This window comes from Rhizobium hidalgonense, from assembly GCF_002914525.1.
GTDB classification, from domain to species: Bacteria; Pseudomonadota; Alphaproteobacteria; order Rhizobiales; family Rhizobiaceae; genus Rhizobium; species Rhizobium hidalgonense.
Genome location: NZ_LODW01000082.1, coordinates 163,348 through 185,348, shown reverse-complemented (window position 1 = coordinate 185,348; position 22,001 = coordinate 163,348). Strand labels below are relative to the sequence as shown.

At 61.8% G+C, this 22,001-nt stretch carries 25 protein-coding genes; 9 read left to right on the top strand and 16 right to left on the bottom strand.

Features of this window, described 5'->3' with window-relative positions:
- From ATY29_RS26125 to sdhC, 5 genes are all read right to left on the bottom strand, one after another.
- A complete protein-coding gene (locus ATY29_RS26125; RefSeq protein ID WP_003567266.1) occupies nt 1–516 on the bottom strand; it encodes a protease inhibitor Inh/omp19 family protein in 516 nt (171 codons plus the stop codon).
- Between the two features lie 337 nt (nt 517–853).
- Nucleotides 854–1,633: a succinate dehydrogenase iron-sulfur subunit gene (locus tag ATY29_RS26115; RefSeq protein WP_003567268.1), complete on the bottom strand. Its 780-nt coding sequence runs from the start codon at nt 1,631–1,633 to the stop codon at nt 854–856.
- An 18-nt stretch (nt 1,634–1,651) separates the two neighbouring features.
- Nucleotides 1,652–3,493: a succinate dehydrogenase flavoprotein subunit gene (sdhA, locus tag ATY29_RS26110; protein WP_097533285.1), complete on the bottom strand. Its 1,842-nt coding sequence runs from the start codon at nt 3,491–3,493 to the stop codon at nt 1,652–1,654.
- A gap of 7 nt (nt 3,494–3,500) precedes the next feature.
- Nucleotides 3,501–3,881, bottom strand: coding sequence for a succinate dehydrogenase, hydrophobic membrane anchor protein (sdhD, locus tag ATY29_RS26105; protein ID WP_003567272.1), 381 nt, complete (start codon nt 3,879–3,881; stop codon nt 3,501–3,503).
- A 10-nt stretch (nt 3,882–3,891) separates the two neighbouring features.
- The gene (gene sdhC / locus ATY29_RS26100; RefSeq protein WP_003582820.1) at nt 3,892–4,287 is read right to left on the bottom strand and encodes a succinate dehydrogenase, cytochrome b556 subunit; all 396 of its coding nucleotides are present in this window, start codon (nt 4,285–4,287) and stop codon (nt 3,892–3,894) included.
- A gap of 313 nt (nt 4,288–4,600) precedes the next feature.
- Here sdhC and ATY29_RS26095 point away from each other — a divergent pair, with 313 nt between their 5' ends.
- On the top strand, nt 4,601–5,110 hold the full coding sequence (locus ATY29_RS26095; RefSeq protein ID WP_097533284.1) for a hypothetical protein: 510 nt from the start codon (nt 4,601–4,603) through the stop codon (nt 5,108–5,110).
- 22 nt (nt 5,111–5,132) lie between these two features.
- Here ATY29_RS26095 and ATY29_RS26090 read toward each other — a convergent pair whose 3' ends face one another.
- From ATY29_RS26090 to ATY29_RS26065, 6 genes are all read right to left on the bottom strand, one after another.
- Nucleotides 5,133–5,486: a RidA family protein gene (locus tag ATY29_RS26090; RefSeq protein ID WP_003567278.1), complete on the bottom strand. Its 354-nt coding sequence runs from the start codon at nt 5,484–5,486 to the stop codon at nt 5,133–5,135.
- A 185-nt stretch (nt 5,487–5,671) separates the two neighbouring features.
- Nucleotides 5,672–6,541, bottom strand: a complete 870-nt coding sequence (locus tag ATY29_RS26085) for a LysR family transcriptional regulator (RefSeq protein WP_025417250.1) — start codon at nt 6,539–6,541, stop codon at nt 5,672–5,674.
- A 106-nt stretch (nt 6,542–6,647) separates the two neighbouring features.
- A complete protein-coding gene (locus ATY29_RS26080) occupies nt 6,648–7,712 on the bottom strand; it encodes an ABC transporter ATP-binding protein (RefSeq protein WP_003567283.1) in 1,065 nt (354 codons plus the stop codon).
- Between the two features lie 10 nt (nt 7,713–7,722).
- Nucleotides 7,723–8,562: an ABC transporter permease gene (locus tag ATY29_RS26075; protein ID WP_003567285.1), complete on the bottom strand. Its 840-nt coding sequence runs from the start codon at nt 8,560–8,562 to the stop codon at nt 7,723–7,725.
- Nucleotides 8,559–9,443 (bottom strand): ABC transporter permease, encoded by an 885-nt coding sequence (locus ATY29_RS26070; RefSeq protein WP_003567287.1) that lies wholly within the window; start codon nt 9,441–9,443, stop codon nt 8,559–8,561. The genes ATY29_RS26075 and ATY29_RS26070 overlap by 4 nt, the downstream gene beginning before the upstream one ends.
- A gap of 126 nt (nt 9,444–9,569) precedes the next feature.
- A complete protein-coding gene (locus ATY29_RS26065) occupies nt 9,570–10,646 on the bottom strand; it encodes an extracellular solute-binding protein (RefSeq protein ID WP_003567289.1) in 1,077 nt (358 codons plus the stop codon).
- Nucleotides 10,647–10,906: 260 nt separating this feature from the next.
- Between ATY29_RS26065 and speB the strand changes: the two genes are divergently transcribed.
- The 5 genes from speB to lhpI all read left to right on the top strand — a co-directional run bounded on the left by speB (nt 10,907) and on the right by lhpI (nt 15,399).
- A complete protein-coding gene (gene speB / locus ATY29_RS26060) occupies nt 10,907–11,968 on the top strand; it encodes an agmatinase (RefSeq protein WP_037091805.1) in 1,062 nt (353 codons plus the stop codon).
- A gap of 83 nt (nt 11,969–12,051) precedes the next feature.
- Nucleotides 12,052–12,849 carry a transporter substrate-binding domain-containing protein gene (locus tag ATY29_RS26055; protein WP_097533283.1) on the top strand — a complete coding sequence of 266 codons (798 nt, stop codon included), beginning with the start codon at nt 12,052–12,054 and terminating at the stop codon, nt 12,847–12,849.
- Between the two features lie 144 nt (nt 12,850–12,993).
- On the top strand, nt 12,994–13,662 hold the full coding sequence (locus tag ATY29_RS26050; protein WP_097533282.1) for an amino acid ABC transporter permease: 669 nt from the start codon (nt 12,994–12,996) through the stop codon (nt 13,660–13,662).
- Nucleotides 13,659–14,306 (top strand): amino acid ABC transporter permease, encoded by a 648-nt coding sequence (locus ATY29_RS26045; protein ID WP_025417254.1) that lies wholly within the window; start codon nt 13,659–13,661, stop codon nt 14,304–14,306. The genes ATY29_RS26050 and ATY29_RS26045 overlap by 4 nt, the downstream gene beginning before the upstream one ends.
- A 121-nt stretch (nt 14,307–14,427) precedes the next feature.
- Nucleotides 14,428–15,399 carry a bifunctional Delta(1)-pyrroline-2-carboxylate/Delta(1)-piperideine-2-carboxylate reductase gene (lhpI, locus tag ATY29_RS26040; RefSeq protein ID WP_097533281.1) on the top strand — a complete coding sequence of 324 codons (972 nt, stop codon included), beginning with the start codon at nt 14,428–14,430 and terminating at the stop codon, nt 15,397–15,399.
- A 38-nt stretch (nt 15,400–15,437) separates the two neighbouring features.
- On the opposite strand, the gene ATY29_RS26035 is transcribed toward lhpI, so the two are convergent.
- From ATY29_RS26035 to tsaD, 5 genes are read right to left on the bottom strand one after another with little or no spacing between them, the layout of a single operon-like run.
- On the bottom strand, nt 15,438–16,085 hold the full coding sequence (locus ATY29_RS26035; protein ID WP_003567301.1) for a class I SAM-dependent methyltransferase: 648 nt from the start codon (nt 16,083–16,085) through the stop codon (nt 15,438–15,440).
- Nucleotides 16,082–16,513, bottom strand: a complete 432-nt coding sequence (locus tag ATY29_RS26030; protein WP_003567304.1) for an EVE domain-containing protein — start codon at nt 16,511–16,513, stop codon at nt 16,082–16,084. The genes ATY29_RS26035 and ATY29_RS26030 overlap by 4 nt, the downstream gene beginning before the upstream one ends.
- Nucleotides 16,514–16,515: 2 nt before the next feature.
- Nucleotides 16,516–16,809: a YciI-like protein gene (locus ATY29_RS26025; protein ID WP_097533280.1), complete on the bottom strand. Its 294-nt coding sequence runs from the start codon at nt 16,807–16,809 to the stop codon at nt 16,516–16,518.
- A gap of 9 nt (nt 16,810–16,818) precedes the next feature.
- Nucleotides 16,819–17,802, bottom strand: coding sequence for an NAD(P)H-dependent glycerol-3-phosphate dehydrogenase (locus ATY29_RS26020; RefSeq protein WP_003567308.1), 984 nt, complete (start codon nt 17,800–17,802; stop codon nt 16,819–16,821).
- Nucleotides 17,799–18,920: a tRNA (adenosine(37)-N6)-threonylcarbamoyltransferase complex transferase subunit TsaD gene (gene tsaD / locus ATY29_RS26015; RefSeq protein ID WP_097533279.1), complete on the bottom strand. Its 1,122-nt coding sequence runs from the start codon at nt 18,918–18,920 to the stop codon at nt 17,799–17,801. Before tsaD ends, ATY29_RS26020 begins: the two co-directional genes overlap by 4 nt.
- Before the next feature lie 72 nt (nt 18,921–18,992).
- Between tsaD and hemC the strand changes: the two genes are divergently transcribed.
- The 3 genes from hemC to ATY29_RS26000 all read left to right on the top strand — a co-directional run bounded on the left by hemC (nt 18,993) and on the right by ATY29_RS26000 (nt 22,001).
- Nucleotides 18,993–19,922 (top strand): hydroxymethylbilane synthase, encoded by a 930-nt coding sequence (gene hemC, locus ATY29_RS26010; protein WP_025417260.1) that lies wholly within the window; start codon nt 18,993–18,995, stop codon nt 19,920–19,922.
- A 7-nt stretch (nt 19,923–19,929) separates the two neighbouring features.
- The gene (locus tag ATY29_RS26005; protein ID WP_025417261.1) at nt 19,930–20,637 is read left to right on the top strand and encodes a uroporphyrinogen-III synthase; all 708 of its coding nucleotides are present in this window, start codon (nt 19,930–19,932) and stop codon (nt 20,635–20,637) included.
- Nucleotides 20,638–20,705: 68 nt separating this feature from the next.
- Nucleotides 20,706–22,001, top strand: coding sequence for a COG4223 family protein (locus ATY29_RS26000; RefSeq protein WP_193550374.1), 1,296 nt, complete (start codon nt 20,706–20,708; stop codon nt 21,999–22,001).

Here is a 22,001-nt window from a genome sequence, read left to right as displayed (position 1 = left end):
TTACCGGCTGAGGCTGATCTGCTGACCCGTGCTGGTCTGGCCCTCGAAGCGGTTGTCGGCCGTCTTGTAGACGCTGCCGAGCTGGTTGCCCGAGCGGTCCTTGAGCAGCACCTGCTTGCCGGCAACCTCCCAGGACCCCATCGCCGTCAGCTCGCCGACGCAGCCGCGCGTGCCGCCGCGCGAACCGCTGCCGAGATTGGTCAGCGTCAGGAACATGTCGCAGCTGCCATTGACGCGCCAGCTTCCGACCATCGATTCCTTGGTGACATCAAGGGCATTTGCGGTCATTGCGCCAGGCTGAGCCCCACCCTGCATCGGCGCCGTCGTCGTCGGCGCCGCCGGAAACGACGAATTGTTCACCGGCGGAAGCTGCCCGCCCTGCACCGAGGGTACCGGCTGTGCCGTCAGCGGCGTCGGCATCGAATTGGGGCTGGAGTTGTAATTATATGCCGTCCGATCACAACCGGCTAGCGCGAGAGCCACCACCAGACCTGTCATCGCATATCGCAACTGCATCATCATACTCCTGAATTCGGCTATCGCCGCAAAGAAACGGGCGTGAGACAAGTCCGATTATCGTAATTCGCTTTGGTTAATCAAGTCGAACTGCATAAATTGACCGTGACAACCACTAACCGAAAAACGATACAGTTCAACTGCCCCGCTGCAGAACTTCCTGCACATAGAATTTGTCAGCAAGGTGTTGCGCGCGTTGATCTCTGTCCGGACCCCTGTCGAACTCCCGCAATATCTCGGAATAAGGCTCGACACGAGCTCTCCACCAGCACTGCGGCGCGACCTGGCCTGCGAAACGGCTCGAAGCCGTCTCTTCAGCCGTCGGCATGCATCCTGATCAGACCCGGCGCTCGACCATCATCTTCTTGATTTCGGCGATCGCCTTGGCCGGGTTGAGGCCCTTCGGGCAGGTCTGCGCACAGTTCATGATCGTGTGGCAGCGATAGAGGCGGAACGGATCCTCGAGATTGTCGAGGCGTTCGCCGGTTGCCTCGTCTCTGGAATCGATCAGCCAGCGATAGGCCTGCAGCAGAACGGCCGGACCGAGATAACGGTCGCCGTTCCACCAGTAGCTCGGACAGGAGGTCGAGCAGCAGGCGCAGAGGATGCATTCATAGAGGCCGTCGAGTTTCTGCCGGTCCTCGTGGCTCTGCTTCCATTCCTTGGCAGGCGCCGGCGACACCGTCTTCAGCCAGGGCTCGATCGAACGATGCTGGGCATAGAAGTTGGTGAGGTCCGGCACCAGATCCTTGACGACCGGCAGATGCGGCAGCGGATAGATCTTCACCGCGCCCTTGATGTCGTCGAGGCCCTTGGTGCAGGCAAGCGTGTTGGTGCCGTCGATATTCATCGCGCAGGAGCCGCAGATACCCTCGCGACAGGAGCGGCGCAGCGTCAGGGTCGGGTCGATCTTGTTCTTGATGTAGAGCAGACCGTCGAGCACCATCGGGCCGCAATCGTCGACATCGATATAGAAAGTGTCGATCGACGGGTTCTGCCCGTCATCCGGGCTCCAGCGGTAAACGCGGAACTCACGGGTGTTCTTGGCACCCGCCGGCTTCGGCCAAACCTTGCCTTCGCGCATCTGGGAATTCTTGGGGAGAGCGAGTTCAACCATATCCGGTTCCTCTTGAGATCAGTACACGCGAGCTTTCGGCTCGATCTTGTGCGGATCGATGCCTTCGGCGATGAGCTCGGTGTGAACCGGCCGATAATCGAGCTTGACGTCACCCGCCTCGCCGACCCAGGCAAGCGTATGCTTGCGCCAGTTGACGTCGTCGCGGCCGGCGAATGCACCTTCGGTATAATCCTCGCGGGCATGCGAACCGCGGCTCTCCTTGCGGGCCTCGGCGCCGTAGATCGTCGTGATGGCGTTGGCCATCAGGTTCTGCAGCTCCAGCGTCTCGACCAGATCCGAGTTCCAGATCATCGAACGGTCGATCACCTTGATGTCGCGCATTTCCTGCCAGATCGCCGAGATGCGTTGGCAACCGGATTCCAGCGATTCCTGGGTGCGGAAGACGGCGGCGTCTTCCTGCATGGCGCGCTGCATTTTCTCGCGCAGTTCCGCCGTCGGCGTACCGCCGCTGGCGTGACGCAGTCCGTCGAAGCGGTCCATGATCTTGTCGCAGGAAGCAATATTAAGATGCGGGATCGGCGCTGCGCGGTCAATCACCTCGCCGGCGCGGATCGCAGCGGCGCGGCCGAAGACCACGAGATCGATCAGCGAGTTGGAGCCGAGGCGGTTGGCGCCGTGCACCGAGGCGCAGCCGGCTTCGCCGACGGCCATCAGCCCGGGGATGATCCGTTCCGGATTGGCGCTGTCGGCATTCAGCACTTCGCCCCAGTAGTTCGTGGGAATACCACCCATATTGTAGTGAACGGTCGGCAGGACCGGGATCGGCTCGCGCGTGACGTCGACGCCGGCAAAGATCTTGGCGCTCTCGGAAATGCCCGGCAGGCGTTCATGCAGAACGGCCGGATCGAGATGGTCGAGATGCAGGAAGATGTGATCCTTGTTCTTGCCGACGCCGCGGCCTTCGCGGATTTCCAAGGTCATGCAGCGCGAAACGACGTCACGCGAAGCAAGGTCCTTGGCCGACGGCGCATAACGCTCCATGAAGCGTTCGCCCTCGGAGTTGACGAGGTAACCACCTTCGCCGCGCGCGCCTTCAGTGATCAGACAGCCCGAACCATAGATGCCGGTCGGGTGGAACTGGACGAATTCCATGTCCTGCAGCGGCAGGCCTGCACGCGCTACCATGCCGCCGCCGTCGCCGGTGCAGGTATGGGCAGACGTTGCCGAGAAATAGGCGCGGCCGTAGCCGCCGGTCGCCAGCACCACCATCTTGGCGGCGAAGCGATGGATCGTGCCGTCATCGAGACACCAGGCGACGACGCCGGTGCAGCGGCTGCCGTCTTCCGACATGATCAGGTCGAGCGCGAAGTATTCGATGAAAAATTCGGCGTTGTGGCGCAGCGACTGGCCATAAAGCGTATGCAGGATGGCGTGGCCGGTGCGGTCGGCAACGGCGCAGGTGCGCTGCACTGGCGGGCCTTCGCCGTAATTCTGCATATGGCCGCCGAACGGGCGCTGGTAGATCTTGCCTTCCTCATTGCGCGAGAACGGCACGCCGTAATGCTCGAGTTCATAGACCGCCTTCGGCGCTTCCATGGTGAGATACTGCATGGCATCGACATCGCCGAGCCAGTCGGAACCCTTGACGGTGTCGTAGAGGTGCCACTGCCAGCTGTCGGGCGTCATGTTGCGCAGCGAGGCGGCAATGCCGCCCTGGGCGGCGACCGTGTGCGAGCGGGTCGGAAACACCTTGGTGATGCAGGCGGTGCGAAACCCCTGCTCGGCCATGCCGAGCGTGGCGCGCAGGCCGGCGCCGCCGGCGCCGACGACGATCACGTCGTAGGAGTGATCGACATATTTGTAGGCCTTGCCGTTCTGGGCGGGTGAAGTCGGTGCCATATCGAGCTTATCCTACGAATGCGATTTTCAGAATGGCGAAGAGACAGAGGCCGGCGATCAGGATCGCAAAAAACGTGTTCAGCATCAGCAGCGCGATCTTGCCGAACTCGCCGTGCACGTAATCCTCGATGATCACCTGCATTCCGAGCTTCATATGGATGACACCCGATATCACCATCAGCCCCATGACGACCGCGACGAAAGGGTTCGACAGCGCGCGGACCACATCCGCATAGGGCGCGCCGGCATAGGCGATCATGAAGAAGAGGAAGAACAGGATGAGCGGAACATTGGCGACGGCCGTCAGACGCTGGCGCCAGAAATGGTCCGTGCCGTCCTTGGCGGAGCCGAGCCCGCGAACCTTGCCGAGGGGGGTGCGCATATCCATGAGAGGACCTTCAGAAGCGAATGAGGAAGCCGATCACCCAGACCAGCACGGTCAGACAGAGCGACCCGATGACATTGGCGATGGCGAGCTTGGTCGAGAATTCCTTCTCGAAGCCGTAGCCGAGATCCCACATAAAGTGGCGGAAGCCGCCGAGCATGTGGTGCAGCAGCGCCCAGGTATAGCCGAGCAGCACGAGCTTGCCGAGAAGGCTGCCGAGCACCCAGTTAGCCCAGTCATAGGAGCCCTGGCCGCTTGCCGCCGCGATCAGCCACCAGGCGACCAACAGCGTGCCGACGTAGAGCGCGCCACCGGTAATGCGGTGGACGATCGACATCACCATGGTGGGAATAGGTTTGTAAATTTGCAAATGCGGCGACAGGGGCCGATTATTTGTCACGTTCGCCATCAGAACCTCGCGGCGGCTTCTCTGCGCTCCCGGATTTCGGAGCATGCTCAGTCAACCACACGAATGACGAATTCTCTGTGTGCGTTGCATCAATTGCGACGTTTAATCACCGGAAACGCCGACGACAAGCACAATCGCTGTCTCGCCTTAATTTAATCGATTCGGGTTACCAGGAAATTTGCAGGCTAACGAAACTGGGGTTTTCGGCTCAATAATCAGGCCGTTCTCCTGAGCCGCATGGACAAGCTGCCGCTTTTGGCGCAATCTTGCGTTAACGATTTGTTAACCCTCGGAATTCCGGAGGCCGGCGCCCATGTTTCGCAGTCTATCCGCAGTCACTCTGCTTGCTCTGTCTGCACTTGCCGTGTTCCCCGCTACCGCCGGCGAGCGCCGTCTTGATCATCGCTTCCCCGATCATCGCTTTTCCGGCCATCGCCACGCCATCCATAACGGATTGTTTCTCGGTGAGCGTGCAGGCTGGCGCAATCGCGGCATCCGTTTCGATCATGCTTTCGGCCACCGATACGTCAGGGAGCGGATGCCGTTCTTGAAGCAGTATTCATCTCCGGCGACAAATCGCGTCGCTCGCGGCGCTCTGGTCATCATCGCTCCCCAGGCGCCACGTGGCGACAGCGGCGGCACCTATGCCGGCTCATCCTATGCCTATCAGGTCGATGGCGGAACGTATGTCGGCGGCTATGGCTATGGATACTATCCCGCAGCACGGCCCGAGCCGCAGGCCCCGAAGGCGAAGGTCATCGACGTCGCCATCCAGGACGACCCTTGCACCTACGAGGCCAATGTCTGCGTCATTCGGCCTTAGAATATTGCCGAACGCAGGCGGCTCAAATTTGCCCGGTCCCGCTTTTTCGCGACGCGGCTACGTCGATACGGATGGCGCACATCGGTGGGAGATTCTTGTCCTCGAACGTCGCCCGCCGCGGCGTTCCGCCATCCGGCATCCAGGCATCCCAGGCTCTGTTCATTTCCTCGAATGAGGCAAGGTCCCTGAGCCAGATGTTGGCGAGAATGATCTCCGACTTGTCTGTACCTTCGCGCAGCAGCAAATCATTGATACGCTCCAGTATTTCGTTGGTTTGCGCTGTCACGCTCGCTCCCCTCGTCAGGTTTGCGACCTGGCCGGGCAGATAGGCGGCATCTGCGAGGAGAGTTTCGTCAACTTTGGCTTGGCCCATCATCGTATTCGCAGACTTCCATGAATGCTGGAGATCGGGCCGTCGACCCTTCGTCGGATCACTATGGAGCTTCGCTCGCCATCCCGGTAGAGAGAATAAAATTGACCCGATATAATGGAAGCTGAACGCGCCTAAAGCGCGTCGCGATCTTTCAGCATCGCTCTTAGACCAATTCCAGGAAAAGTGAATTAACTCGACAATATCGCGGTATGCCGCGAAATGAAATCCACGAGGTACCGCGCGCCTTCGGCCGTCTCGGACTGAGCATACAGACCGATTTCGATGCGTACCGGACCGGGCAGGTCCGTCGACCTGTCAAGTGTCCGGCAGCCTTCCGGTTTCGTTGTAAGCATCATCGGTGCGATACCGATACCGACGCGAACCGCGGTCGCCATGGCCACCAGCGTCGATGCGACGCATGCCGTCTTCCACGTGAAGCTGCGCTGCGACAGAGCCGCAATCGTCGGGAGCGTCCAGGGACACTCCTCCTCGAACATAATGATGGGAAGCGGTTTTTCCGCATCCACCACAAAGTCGGATCTGACCGTCCACATCAAATATTCGGTCCAGATCAGGGTCGGCTTTCGCGAGAGACAGGTAATGTCGCAAACCACGAGATCCAGCTTCCCGTCTTCAAACAGATGGGCGAGGCGGCGATTCGGTTCGACAATGATGTCGATGTCGACCTTCGGGTTCTGGGCTCTGAAATCGCTCAGAATGTCGATCAGGTGGCCGGCAGCGAAGTCCTCAACGACGCCGAGGCGAATGCGATCCTCGATCATCTTGCCGGTCAGTCTTTTCTCGACTTCGTCGCTGAGGGCGACCAATTCGCGGGCATAGGCCAGCATGATCTGCCCATGGCTCGTGAGCTCGAGGCCTTTTGACGAACGCGAAAACAGCGCAACGCCGACCAGCTCCTCCAGCTTGCGGATCTGCATGCTCACGGCCGCTTGCGTTCTGTTGAGCTTAACCGCTGCTCCATTAACGGTGCCGATCTCAGCGACGGTCAGAAACGCGCGAAGCAGATAGGAATCAAGATCAAGCATCGGAAGCCGCATTCCATACTTTGTGACGCTCGAGAGCCGAGGGCCTCTCTGCTATAACCGATATTGGACGAACCATGTTCTTCCGGCAACTGGCGATCCTGCGCCCGTCAATGAGAGTTTATCGCGCGAAGAGAACGCATGCCTCGGGGGGAATGGAAACGCTGACCTCCTGCCCGCGAGTGAAAGCTATGTCTGGACGGTTCGTGCAAGCCGAGATTATGCGGTCGCCACTGACCAAGTCGAGAACGACATGCCTGAAGGCACCGAGTGTCACCACGTCGGCAACACGTCCGGGCATGGCACCGGAGCTCGGAGCGCCGGACGATATCTCGACGCTTTCCGGCCTCACGCAAATCTCGGCGGCACCTGAAATGTGTTCCCTTGACGCGACCGAAAATTCCCAGCCGAATTCGGAGCGAAATTTGCGGGCCGTTTCGCCCGCTGCCGAAATCGAGCCGTGGATCCAATTCGTCCGCCCCATGAAATCCGCGACGAAACGCGAATCTGGACGCCAATACACATCATCCGGCCTGCCGGATTGCATGATTGCGCCGCGATTCATCACGAATATGCGCTCCCCAAGGCTCATCGCCTCCTCCTGGTCGTGGGTTACCACGATTGCGGTCGAGCCGACCGCGGCAAGCACATCCTTCAGTTCGGTGCGCAGCTCATGCCGAAGTTTGGCGTCGAGCGCCGACAGGGGCTCATCCAGAAGAACGAGGCTCGGATGGGTGGCGAGCGCCCGCGCAAGCGCAACGCGCTGCTGCTGGCCGCCGCTCAACTGGTGCGGCCGCCGCTGTCCGAAACCGACGAGCCGGACGAGCTCAAGCATCTCGGCAATGCGGCGCGGTATTTGCCCCGGCGGATGGTTGCGATGGCGAAGTCCGTAGCCGATATTCTGTTCGACGGTCATATGCGGGAAAAGAGCATAGTGCTGGAACAGCAGCCCGACGTTGCGTTCATAGGGTTTCAATCCAGCCATCGGCATGCCGTCGATCAAGATCGACCCTTTGTCAGGCCGCTCGAATCCGGCAATAAGACGAAGAATGGTGGTCTTGCCGCAGCCGCTCGGTCCAAGCAGTGCAATTGTTTCACCTGGGTTCACCGAAAAGGAGATATTACCGAGGGCGACGGTTTCGCCGAAGCGCTTGCTCACCCCTTGAAATTCCACGGCAGAAATCATCGTATTGTCCTCAAGAACGAAACAAACCCTGACCCACGACCGTGTCGAAGCCGACGACACGCTCCAGTATGACGATCAGCAACGCGGTGACGGCAATCAGCACCACGGCCGCTGCAGCGATCGTCAGATCGAAAGCCGCGCGCATGTTGCTGACCAGCGTAACAGGCAAGGTCGTTGCGGACGGATCGCTCAGGAAGAGACTGATGGACACGTCATCTATCGAAATCGCGAAGGCGAAGATCGCACCGGTGACGACGCCCGTCCGCATGAGCGGCAGGGTAATGGACCAGAAGGCCTGGCGCTCGGTAGCACCGAGAACCATCGCGGCTTCCGTCAATCGTCGGTCGCTGCCGAGAAGGCTGGCGAGACTCGTCCTTATGCAGTAGGGCAGCGTCACGATCACGTGGCCGAGGAGCAGGCGCGCCATACCATTTGCAATACCGACCTTGGAAAGGAAGAGCAGCAGGCCGAAGCCGATGACGACCGGCGGGACGATGAGTGGCGAGAGAAAGACCGAAGTCAGCGCTCCCTTTCCTGGAAAATTGCCACGGGCAAGGCCGACAGCCGCCGCAGTTCCGATCGTCACGGACAGAACCGTCGTGAGGACAGCCAAGATGAGGCTGGTGCGCAGGCTGGCAAGGATATCCGCCTGGGAGACGAGCCGTTCGAACCAGTGAAGCGACAAGGCAGGCGGCGGCAGTGGACCAAGATAGGTCCTAGCGTCGAAAGCCATGAGACATGTTATCGCCAACGGAATGGCGAGGAACGCCAATCCAAGGCCGATGACACCGTAGGCGAAGGAACCGGCGATCCGGTCTCCGGTTCGCGCTGCAAGAGACTGTATGCTCATCGGGAAACCCTCCAGGGCTGCGCAAACGTTATGACAGCGACAACCGCCAACGCCACGGCAAGCATGACGAGCGAGATCGCCGCGCCGCTCGGATAGTTGGCGATATCGCTGAACCGGGTGTAGATGACGTTCGACATGAAAAGCACCCGGCCCCTCCCGAGCACCATGGGAATAACGAAGGCGCTGATCGCGAAAGTCAGCGAGACAAGCGCGCTTGAGATCAGAGCCGGGAAGCTTAAGGGAAGCGTGATCGACAGATGGGCTTTCCATCCCGGCGCGCCGAGGGATTGGGCGGCATCGAGCAGACGCGGATCGATCGATTGCATCGCGCCGATCATTGTCAGCGTTGCGACCGGTATGATCGAGTGAACGAGACCCGCGGTAACGACGATATTGATATATTCGCGGCTGTTGGGCGAAAGGCCAAGCGTCAGGAGGAGGGGTCGGAAGATGCCGACCGACCCGAAGGTCAGTTCGATCGCATAGGTCTTGATCAGGACGCTGGATAGAACAAGCGTAATCAAAAAACCAAGGGTGAGTGCGCGCATCCGCGGGGAAATGCGCCGCACGATGACGTAGGCCAGAGGAAACGCCACAAGCTGACCGATGATCGCAGCGGCTCCGCCGATCCAGAAGGTTGTCAGCAGCACACTCGCAAACGCCTGGTTTGCAAGCTCGTAATAGTTTTGAACCGTTGCCGCGGCATTTTCAACGGAACCGACACGCCCCGGCGTAAACTCCTTCAGGCTTTCGACTGCCAGATTGACTAGCGGTGACAGAAAACCGAATGCGAACACCAGGAGAGCCGGCCCGAGCGTCAGGGCAGCATCTCGGCGATCGGGAATTGAAATGGCAACAGGTTGCCGCCTTGCTTTGGTCATGATGGAACAGCCTTTTCCTCGCCCTTGACCGGGCATGAGAAAGGGAGGTTATCGAAGTCCGCATTCACGCCTTCGATAACCTGCCGCGAGGTGCCTTCGAGCACTTCCGTGAAAACCTGAACCGCTCTAGAGCAACGGGGCGATGTCCTGTTCCCAGCGTTTGGACCAGGCATCCTGCTGTTCGAGAACGACATTATAATCCGGCACGTAAACGAAGTTCGAAAACTCGTCCGACGTGAAGGACAGATGCTTGAGACTGTCCGGCGTGACCGCCTTGCTGTTCAACGGCGCTTCACCAGCCACCTTGGCATAGAGCGAGTTCATGTCCGGGCTGATCGCGAAGTTGACGAAATCGAGCGTTGCCTTGGTGTTCGGTCTATTCTTCAGGACGCCGAAACCGCTCTGGTAGAGGAAGACCTTGAAATTGTTGTCCTTGGTAAAGCGAGTAACGGGAAAGTTCTTCGCCACGGCCGCCCAACCGGGCTCAGCGAAGAAGCCGACGGAGGTCTCGCCCGACGTCAGCGAATTGGTGAAGTCGATGTCGGTGACGGCGACGCGGCCGATATTGCCGGATTTCGCCAATTCCTTCATGAGCTTCCATCCGGGCTCCATATTCGTTTCACTGCCTCCGGCGTGAAGGGCGAGCGCGACAATCTGGAGCATCATGCTCTGTGTCGGGCCCGGCCAGCAGATCGCGCCCTTAAGATCGGGACTCAGCAGATCATCGATGGTTTTCACGGCGAGAGGAGCCGTGTCGGTTCGGGCACCGAAATACATGCCGCCGACCGCGCGTGGCACCGCTTTGATATTACCCTTGCCGTCACGAATGATGATTTTCTCAGGAATATTCGCAAGGTTGGGAATATCGGCAGGATTGATGGTCTCGAGCCAATCCTCCTTCACCATGCTGTTGAATGAGCCTTCCCACCCGGCGACATAGTCGTAGTCGACATTCGGCCAGACGGCCTTGATCTTTGGAAGGATCGCGCCCGCGCCGCCCTGATGAAGAACCCAGTTGAATGTCGCTGCACTCTGGTCGGCGGCAATCTGCTTCATGGCTTCGACGACATCGCCGCCCCATTCGACGGCGGTCAGATTGCCGCTGCCGGCTGCGGCGGATCTCGCAAACCCGGTCATCGTGCCGGCAATCCCCGCGGCAGCGGCGGACCCGAGGAAGCGGCGGCGTGTCATATCGTGCAACATGGTAGTTCCCTTTGTTGTCGGCCCTCTGCCGGACCGTTCGCATCGGAGACTGCTTGGAGGTTGCCAACCGCGGTAGTGGGAAAATTCTCGCCGGGTTATAAGGTTTTCTGAATATCTCGATGAAACGCGCTGCCCGCATCGCTGAGCTCAGCGGATCGAAGCTATCAATAATCGTTATATCCCCTCTCGAATTTTCGCGGTTCCAACAGTAGCGGGCGGAGCCGATGATGATGTCAGCATCAATACCGTGGGAGCCTGCCTTGACCATTGACCAGGATTTTCTGGAAGACTTGAGAAAGCGCTTCGGCAGCGCCGCGGGCGGGGAGATGGAAGATCCGCACTTCCGTGCCGTGGCGGCGAGTGTATTCAAGGACGGCGACAGCCGCAAATGGCCCTTCGCCGATCCTGCGACCTTTCTGGACGCCCGTTTCATCGAGAACGGCTTGCGGCCCGAGGTGCTCGAGGCGCTTGACGTGGCTCTGATCGGCGTGCCGATGGACCTCGGCGTCACCAATCGCGCCGGCGCGCGGCTGGGGCCGCGGGCCGTCCGGGCGATCGAGCGTATCGGTCCCTACGAACATGTTCTGCGTGTCGCGCCGATGGGAGGGCTAAGGGTCGCCGATGTCGGCGACGTGCCGATGCGCAGCCGGTTCGGCCTGGCCGAATGCCATGCCGACATCGAGGCATGCTATCGGATGATCGCGGCAACCGGGGTTATCCCGCTGTCGGTCGGCGGCGATCATTCGATCTCCGGCGCCATCCTCAAGGGCCTAGCGGCCAGCCAGCCGGTCGGCATGATCCATATCGACGCTCATTGCGACACCGCAGGTCCCTATGAGGGCTCCAAGTTCCATCACGGCGCGCCTTTTCGCGAGGCGGTTCTGGCCGGCGTGCTCGATCCGAAGCGTACGATCCAGATCGGCATCCGCGGCGGCGGCGAATATCTCTGGGAGTTCTCCTTTGCCTCCGGGATGACCGTCATCCACGCGGAAGAGGTGGCGGAGATGGGTCTCAAGGCGGTGATCGCAAAGGCTCTGGAGGTTGTCGGCGCCGGTCCAACCTATCTCAGTTTCGACGTCGACAGCCTTGATCCGGCTTTTGCTCCGGGAACCGGCACGCCAGAAGTGGGCGGGCTTCAGCCGAGGGAGGCCCTGACCTTGCTGCGCGGCTTCAAAGGCATCAACCTCATCGGCGGCGACGTCGTGGAAATCGCGCCGCAATACGACAACACCACCAACACTGCGCAGATCGCCGCGCAGGTCCTGTTCGAACTCCTGTGCCTCGCGATGTTCAGTCCCGCGGTCAGGACAAACGTGACTTGAGACCCAGCTTACAGCGGGAGCGGGCCTGGTGCCCGTTGCCGTCCAACGCCTGTCGCACAATACATCTCAAAAAGGGGAACGACATGAATGCTCTTATGAAATTGCGCTACACCGCCACCGCGGCAATTGCCGTGTTCGGCATTCTGGCAGGGGTCGCTCAGGCCGACGAACTTGCCGATATCAAAGCCGCAGGCGAGATTAACATCGGCATCTTCTCCGATTTCCCGCCCTTCTCTTCGGCAAGCGCCGATATGAGCATCAAGGGCTATGACATCGACGTCGCCCAGAAGATCGCCGATGGGCTCGGCGTGAAACTCAATCTCGTCAGCGTCACCGGCCAGAACAGGATCGCCTACCTGAACGACGACCGCGTCGACCTGCTGATGAGCGTCGGCTATTCGAAGGAGCGCGCCGAGGTTATCGATTTTGCCGCCCCGTACGCCCCCTATTATATCGCCGTCATCGGTCCGGCTGCGCTGAAGGTGAGCGGCAAGGAAGATCTTGCCGACAAAACCGTTGCCGTCAATCGCGGGACGCTCGAAGACACGTCGCTGACCGCCGCCGCTCCTGGCTCGGCCGCGATCCAGCGCTTCGAGAACTACAATTCGGTCATCCAGGCCTTCATTTCAGGCCAGACCGAGTTGATGGTCGTCGGCAACGATGTCGGTGCGCAGGTTCTGGCACGACAGGACGCCCTGAAGCCGGAGCAGAAATTCCAGCTGCTCAGCTCGCCCTCGCACATTGCGCTCCGCAAGGGCGAGGAAGGCCTGAAGAAGGCTGTCAATGACAGCGTCGCCGCAATGGTCGCCGACGGTTCACTCGACGCAAGCTCGAAGAGCTGGCTGAAAGCGCCGCTCAACCCTGAAAATCTGAAGGACTGACGAGGCCGGCCTCCCGCTCAGCAGAGCATGATGCCGAAAACCGTGAGCGATTGCGGTGGCATCATGCTCCAATTCTCTGGTTGAGAGGCGGATCCGGATTTCGAACCGACCCGGCCCGGATCATCCGGCCCCAAAGGACAAGCGATGAGATACAGCCTCGATTTCAATTGGCTTTGGGACGGAATGGGAGCTCTGGCTTATGGCGCAGGCACGACGCTTGCACTGACAGCCTCGACAACGATGCTCGGGATCGTTCTCAGCGTTCTCGGCGCGGCCGCGCGCCGAGGACCTTATCCATGGTTGCGCAAGGTCGTCGGCCTGTATGTGGAAGTCATGCGCAATACGCCATTCCTGGTGCAGCTGTTCTTCATCTTCTTCGGGTTGCCTAGTCTGGGCATTCGCCTCGATCCGATTTCTGCCGCCGTACTCGCCATGACCCTCAACATGGCGGCCTACACGATCGAAGTGGTCGGGGCCGGGCTCGATGCCATACCGAGAGGGCAGAAGGAAGCGGCGCAGGCACTCGGTCTCCGGCCTCGGCTGGTATTCTTCAAGATCGTCATGCCGCAAGCGCTCGCCATCATCTTCCCGGCGCTGACAAGCCAGATCATCATCATGATGCTGGAATCGGCGGTGGTTTCGCAAATATCCGTCCGCGAGCTGGCGCAGGAAGCCGATCTGCTTCAGTCGCGCACCTTCCGCTCCTTCGAGACCTATCTGGTGGCGACGGTGATCTATCTTTCAATGTCCGCCGCACTTCGCCGGCTTCTTTTCGCCGGGAAACGCCGTTTTCTGGGAGCTGGTCTGGCATGATCGAGTTCACGTTCTGGGACATTCTGCGCAATCTCGTCTTCGCGACACGCTGGACCCTGCTGCTTTCGCTCGCGGCCTTTGCCGGCGGCGCCATCGTTGGCCTGGCGATCCTATCTGCACGGATATCGAAAATGCGCTGGCCGCGCAGCTTGGCGTCCGGCTACATCGCGCTGTTTCAGGGAACGCCGCTACTCATGCAGCTCTTTTTGATGTTCTTCGGCCTGCCGATGCTCGGCTTCCGGATCGAGTCATGGACCGCCGCCGTCTGTGGCCTGACATTCTATGCCAGCGCTTATCTCGCCGAAATCTGGCGGAGCGGCGTCGAAGCGGTGCCGCGCGGGCAATGGGACGCCGCATCCAGCCTGGGTTTGCATCGTCTCCTCGAACTTCGCCTTATCATCCTTCCGCAGGCTTTCCGGATTACGCGCGCGCCGACCGTCGGGTTCCTGGTCCAGTTGATCAAGAGTACCGCACTGGCCTCGATCCTCGGCTTCGAGGAACTGCTGAAAACCGCAAACGCCATCAACAACGCGACCTTCGAACCTTTCAAGGTCTACGGTCTCGTCGCGGTGATCTTCTTCGCCCTGTGCTATCCGCTAACGCAATACGCCAGAATTCTGGAGAAGAAAGCGGCGTTTGGCTGAGTGCCCAAAAGGCCGATGCCGGTTGAAAAGCTGGTGCGCCGCGCAGCGGCGACGCTGCTCTCGTTCAATCACACAGAACTCGCCTTGTCCAGCAATCGGAACGTCCTGAGAGATCGCTTCAATGACCGACACACAAATCCGTATTCTCGATGCCCGGACGACGGGCGAGCTTCTCCCTTTCGGCGCGCTGGTCGCGAACTTGCGGCAAGCATTTGCCGAAGGCTGTGTTGTCCCGGTACGGCATCACCACACGATAGCCAACGGCGACGAGCCGGACGCGACGCTGCTTCTGATGCCGGCCTGGCATGAAACGCACCGGTCCGAGCGCTATCTTGGCATCAAGATCGTTACCGTCTTTCCGGGCAACACGGCGCGCGGCATTCCCGGTTTGACCTCGACTTACATGCTCTATGATGGCCGCACCGGGATGCAGCTTGCGCTCCTTGACGGAAACACGATCACGGCGCGCCGTACGGTAGCGGCATCGGCCCTTGCCGCGGACTATCTCGCCCGAAAGGACGCGAGCCGTCTGCTGGTGATCGGCGCGGGCCGCGTCGCGGGTCTCATACCCGATGCCTACCGCGCCGTCCGGCCGGTCGCACAGATCGATATCTGGGATATCGATCCCGCCAGCGCAGAACGGCTGGCACGGAGCCTCCGGCAACGGGGACTCCAGGCCACTGCCGTCACGAATCTGGAAGCCGCGGCGCGGCAAGCCGATATCGTCAGCGCTGCGACGCTCGCGACCGCACCGCTGATCCGGGGCGAATGGCTGAGGCCGGGCACCCATGTCGATCTGATCGGCGGCTTCACCCCGGCGATGCGCGAGGCCGATGACGAGGCGGTTCGGCGCTCCTCGGTCTATATCGACACTCACGAAGCCCTTCACGAAGCGGGCGATCTGGTTCAGCCGATCGGCGCAGGCGTCATTTCTCAAGATGCGGTGCGTGCGACATTGAACGAGCTGTGCCGCCGGGATATTCCGGTGCGGGTGTCCAACGATGAGATCACTCTCTACAAGGCAGTCGGAACGGCGTTGGCTGATCTTGCCGCCGCAACGATGGTATATGAAGCCGCCTTGATTGCCGGCTGACATCTTCGGGCCCGGCGATCGCGAATGATCGATCCGACCTAAGAAACGAACCGCCACACCGTGGTCTTCTTGATTTCGCTATCCTCCAGCGCCCGCGTTACCGGCACCTCATAGACCGCGCAGAATTCCAGCCGATCTCTAGGCAGGTAGCTGCGCCCGGGATCGCCGACCAGCACCAATTTGCCGTCGGCCGCCAGCCTGGCGAGCCAGGGAACGAGCGCAGCCGCGAGAGCGCTGTCGTAGAAGACGTCGCCGGCAAGCACGATATCCGCATCAACGGCCTTGCCGATCAGGTCGGCGCCGGTAAATCCGAGCGAAACGCCATTCACCTCGGCATTCAGCCGGACCGCCGTCTCCGCCCAGGGATCGATATCACAGGCCGAGACCTCAAGGGCGCCGGCCATGACGGCCGCAATGCCGACGAGGCCGGAACCGCTGGCGAAATCCAGCACGCGCTGGCCGCCCACCATTTCCGGGTTATCGAGGATGTAACGGGCCAGTCCCTGGCCGCCCGCCCAGGCGAAAGCCCAGAAGGGCGGCGGCAGGCCGATCGCTTCGAGCTCCTCCTCCGTCTTCAGCCAGAGCTCATGCGCCTCGCTCGCCAGATGAAGCGAAATTTCCGGCACATGCGGTGGCGCCATCACGCTGGTATGGGCGCGGATGAAGGCTTGCGGATCGGTTTTCACCGCGGCGGATTGTCCAGCCCGCCCATGCGGCAGACTTCGGCCCATTCGTCATCCGTCACCGGCTGCACGGAAAGGCGCATGGAGGTGACGAGCGCCATCTTGGCAAGCTTCTCGCTCGCCTTGACGTCCTTCAGCGTCACCGGCTTCGGCATGTCCATGACGGCGCGGATGTGGACGCAATCCCACTTCGGATCGCCCTTGGCGGTAGAATCGGGCTGCGACAGGGCTGAGACTTCGACGATCCCGACGATCTCCAGCCCGTCATTGGAATGGTAGAAGAAGCCCTTGTCGCCGATCTGCATCGCCCGCATGTTGTTGCGCGCCAGATAGTTGCGGACACCCGTCCATTCCGTGCCCGTTTCGCCGGCGTCCTTCTGCTGCTCCCAGGACCAGGAGGCGGGTTCGGATTTATAGAGCCAGTGCGCCATGCTTATGCTTCCGGTTTGTTGAAGACCCAGTTGTAGGCCTTGACGTCAACACTTTCGAACAGCCCGGCCTTGGCGTAAGGATCGGCATCGGCAAGCGCACGCGCCGCCTCTTTCGATGCCGCTTCGACGATGATCAGGCTACCGCAGGCCTTACCCTCATCATCGAGAAACGGGCCGGCGATCTTCAATATGCCCTCGGCGTTTAGCCCGTTCAGATACTCAAGATGCGTCGGCCGCGTTTCCATGCGCACGTTCAAATGTCCGGGCTTGTCCTTGCAGAGAAGGGCGAAAAGCATGTCTGTCTCCTATTCGGTGGTGATCGGGCGCGTCATCAATTGCTCTATCGCCTCTGATATATCGAGCTTGCCGTCGATGATGGCGGAAATGGCATCGGTGATCGGCATGCTGATCCCAAGCTCGGCCGCAAGCCGCGCGGCGACGGAAGCGGCAAGCGCGCCTTCGACCAGCGCGCCCTGCAGCGGATCGACCTTTTCGCCGCGCCCGAGCGCGATGCCGAAGCGCAGGTTTCGCGATTGATGGCTGGTTGCCGTCAGCACCAGGTCGCCGAGCCCCGAAAGCCCGCGCACCGTATCGGCCTGCCCCCCCTTGGCGACGACGAAACGCGACATTTCTGCAAGCCCGCGGGCAATTAGCGCCGCACGGGCGGAATCGCCGATGCCGCCGCCTTCGACGATGCCGCAGGCGATCGCCAGCACATTCTTCAACGCGCCGCCGAGCTGAACGCCGATGCGGTCGCTCGAGGCGTAGAGCCGAAAGGTTCGGCCTGATATCGCCTGGGCGAGCCGCTCCGCAGTCTCCAGGTCAGCTGCCGCGATCGCCATCGCCGTCGGCAGGCCCTTGGCGATATCGGCGGCAAAACCCGGGCCGGAGAGCACAGCAACGGCATGGTCGGGCAGTTCCCGTTCCAGCATGTCGGTCAGAAGATTGCCCGTCGCGCGCTCGATGCCCTTGGCGCAAGTGACGACAATGGCGTCCTTCGAGAGATAGGGGCCGTATTGCCGGGCCGCATCGGCCTGCGCCTGCGACGGCATCGCAAAAAGCACGATGGAGGCGTCGGCGACTGCTTCCGCCTCGGCGGCAAATTCCAGCGTATCGGGCAGGAGAATGCCGGGCAGCGCTGCATCATGCAGGCGTTCGGCCTTCAGATCTGATATCAGCGACGGATTGCGCCCGACAAGCGTCACCGCGCTGCGGCCGGCAAGCGCGATGACGGCGGCAAGCGCCGTTCCGAAAGCCCCCGATCCGACAACGGCGATATTTTCGCTCATGCCTTGGCCCCTCTCTTTCCGAATCCGATCAGCGTTTCCGCATTGGAATCAAGCGGCCAGCGCGAACGCGGCTGGACGTCGAGCGGATCAGGCGCGGCACCCGTCGCCATCCGCTCCAGCCCCGCCCAGGCGATCATCACGGCATTGTCGGTGCAGAGGTGCAGCGGCGGCGCGATGAAGCGGAAGCCGTTTTTGTCGCATAGTGTCTGCAGCGTGCCGCGCAATTCGAGATTGGCGGCGACACCGCCGGCAACGACAAGCGCCGGCTTTTCGCCAGTCGCCGGGGCAGCCGCTGGAAATGTCGCGGCAAATTCCGTCTTGAACCGCTGCAGGCCGCGGCCGATCCGGTCCTTCAGCGTCCGCGAAACCGCCTTCTGGAACGACGCGCAGATATCGGCCACGTCCTGATCGCTGAGCGGCGCGATATCCTGCGCCGCCTGCCGCACCGCCGTCTTCAGGCCGGAGAAGGAGAAGTCGAGCCGCGCCTCGCCGACCAGCGGCCGCGGAAACGCGAAGCGATCGGCATTGCCGTCCCGCGCCATCCGTTCCACCGCCGGGCCGCCGGGATAGGGCAGACCAAGCAGCTTTGCCGTCTTGTCGAAGGCCTCGCCGAGCGCATCGTCGATCGTCGTGCCCCAGCGTTGATAATCTCCGACACCGCGCACCAGGATGAGCTGGGTATGGCCGCCGGAGACGAGCAGCATCAAATAGGGAAAGGAAAGCCCGTCCGTCAGCCGCGCCGTCAGCGCATGGCCTTCGAGGTGGTTGACCGCATAAAGCGGTTTGCCGGCGGCTCTCGCGATCGCCTTGCCGGTCATCAACCCCACGAGCAGCCCGCCGATCAGCCCCGGCCCTGATGTGGCGGCGATGGCGTCGACCTCGTTGAGCGACACATTGGCGCGCTGCAGCGCCTCCTCGATCAGCTCGTCCAGCGCCTCGACATGGGCGCGCGCAGCAATCTCCGGCACCACGCCGCCATAGGCGCTATGCTCGTCGAGCTGGGACAGCACCACGTCGGACAGCACCTTGGAATGCCCCTCCGCATCACGCTCGACGACGGCGGCCGCGGTCTCGTCGCAGCTCGTTTCGATGCCAAGGATGCGCAGAAAGGGAACCATGAGGCCTGTTCGTTGATTGCGATGGGATGGAAACCCGTTTACGAGAACTCCGGTAACAACGGAACTGAGCGGATGCAAACAAAACCTTTCCGGATCGGCACGCGCGGCAGCCCGCTGGCGCTCGCTCAGGCGCACGAGGCCCGCGACAGGCTGATGGCGGCGCACCATCTGCCTGAGGAAATGTTCGAGATCGTCGTGCTGACGACCAAGGGCGATCGCATCACCGACCGGTCGCTCTCCGAGATCGGCGGCAAGGGCCTGTTCACAGAGGAGCTCGAACAGCAGCTTGCATCAGGCGAGCTGGATTTTGCCGTGCACTCCGCCAAGGACATGCCGACCCACCTGCCGGACGGCCTTCATCTTTCCGCCTATCTGCCGCGCGAGGATATTCGCGACGCCGTCATCGGCCGCACTGCGCGCAAACTGATCGACCTGCCGCATGGCGCCACCGTCGGTTCCTCGTCACTGCGCCGCCAGGCGCTGATCCGCCGCATGCGGCCGGATATCAACGTCGTGACTTTCCGCGGCCTGGTGGAAACGCGCCTGCGCAAGCTCGAAGAGGGCCAGGTCGACGCGACCCTGCTGGCGCTCGCCGGCCTGAAACGCCTCGGCAAGGTCGAGGTGATTACCGATATCCTCGACCCCGACACCTTCCCCCCGGCGCCGGCGCAAGGGGCGATCTGCATCGAAAGCCGCATCGGCGACACTGGGATCGACGATCTGCTGGCGCCGGTCAACGATGCCGCGACCTTCGACACCGTCTCCTGCGAACGAGCCTTCCTCGCCGCCCTTGACGGCTCCTGCCGCACGCCGATCGGCGGTTATGCCGTCTGCGAAGGCGACCTGATCCGCTTCTCCGGCCTCATCATCACCCCCGATGGCCGCAGCCAGCATGCGGTAACAACAGACGGCCACCGCCGCGATGCGGCCGCACTCGGCACCCGCGCCGGCCAGGACGTGCGCGCCAGGGCCGGCAGCGCCTTCTTCGACGACTGGCACTGAGGCCGCCATGCGCGTGCTCGTCACCCGCCCCGCGCATTCGGCGACGAAAACCGCACAACGTCTGCGCGATATGGGCCACGAGCCGCTGCTGCTGGCGCTGCGCCGGCCGGTGCATGACAGCGCCGCAGCCGCAGCCGCGCTTGCAAGAACCAGCGGCGCGATCGCCGTGACCAGCGCCGAAGCCGTCAGGGTCATCTCCGTTCTTGGCGAAACACTCCGTGCGCATCTTGCCCGCCCGCTTTTCGCGGTCGGCGAGATGACGGCGGAAGCAGCCCGTAGCCTCGGATTCCAGTCGGTCGCCTCTTCCTCGGGCAATGGCGGCGATCTCGCCGATCTCGTCGCCGCACGGGGGATCGATGATTTGCTCTATCTTGCCGGCTTGCCGCGCGCCGAAACCTTCGAAGCAGGATTACGTCAACGCGGCATCCGCTTTTCGATTGGAGAATGCTATCGCATGCAGCCGATTGCCCCCGGCCCGGCCGAGATCGAAGCGGTTTTTGCGGGCGGTCGGCCGGATGCGGTTCTCTTCTATTCCCGGCAGACGGCCGACGATTTTTTTGGCGTAGCGGAACTTCGCTCGGCCCTGCCGGAGGAAAGCGGAATCCGCCTTCTCTGCCTCAGCGAAGCGGTGGCTGAAGCCGTTCCGGCAGCCTTGAAAAAAAACGCGGCGATTGCGCCGATGCCGGATGAGAAAAGTCTTTTGTCGCTGCTTTGAATGCTTTAGCCGCCCAAATTTGATCTAACCTCTTCCCTTAATTGGCATCACTGTCTAGTTTCGTTGCAATGCAGGATAAAGAGGACCTCATGGTATCGGGAAACCCGCCACGCCATTCGAAGAGCGCCGACGAGCCGGTCACGATCGACCTCGAAGCACAGGATTTCGCCTCTGCAGCCGATACCGAAAAGCCGGTGGAGAATGATGTCGGCGACGCCGCCAACAGCGCCGCCGGCGCCGGCGTGACGCCCGAAACCGAGGCTGCGCCGCAGTTGGAACAGGGACGGGCCGAGCAGGAAGACGCCGAACACGAACAAGCCGAACACCAGGACCGGCCTGCGGTGCCCGAGGAGCCGGCAGCCCCCGAGCCTGACTTCATGCCTCCTCCCGAACAGCCGCGCCGCGCCGCCACCTCCGGTCTCATCGCCGCCGGCATCTTCGGCGGCCTCGTGGCGCTGCTTGGCGCCGGCGCCATTCAATATGCCGGCTATCTCTCCGGTTCCCCCGCGCCGCAGGCGACCTCGCCTGATGTCGCCGATCTCTCAGGCGAGATCGACGGCCTGAAACAGACCGTCGCCAACCTCGCCGCCAATCCGGCGAGCGCAGATGATGGTGAGATTGAAAAGCGCCTCGCCGCGCTGGAAACGGCTGCCAAGGCGCCGGCAGCCGCCCCGGCCGATTCGGCAAATGTCGAGACGCTCAACAAGAAGATTGCCGAGCTGAGCGGTCAGCTCGACCAGTTGCGCTCGACCCTGGCCCAGTCCTCCGAAGAGCAGACGAGCAGCGGCGCCGATATCGCCAAGCGCCTCGCCGAGGCCGAAAAGAAGCTGAACGAGCCGCGCGAGGATGTCGCCGTCGCCAAGGCGATCGCCGCGGCCGCCCTCAAGGCGGCGATCGATCGCGGCGGGCCGTTCCTGGCCGAGCTCGATACCTTCGCCGGCGTCGCAGCCGACGATCCCACCGTCGCCGACCTGCGCGGCTTTGCCGAAACCGGCATTCCCTCACGCGCCGAACTCATGCGTCAGGTTCCCGATGTCGCCACCGCGATCGTCGAAGCCGTCAACCAGCCGGATCCGAATGAGAGCTGGTCGGACCGGCTGATGTCGAGCGCCAAGTCGCTGGTATCGGTCCGCCCCGTCGGCAATATCGAAGGCGACAGCGTCGAAGCCATCGCCGCCCGCATGGAGGATAAGGTGAAGAGCGGCGATCTGCCGGGCGCTTCCGCCGAATGGAACAAGCTGCCGGCTCCCGGCAAGCAGGCTTCCACCGCCTTCAAGCAGTCGCTCGAAGCGCGCATCCGCGTCGAGGAACTGGTCGGGGGCGCGCTGTCGAAAGCGGTTTCCGGCACCGGCAAGGAAGGATAA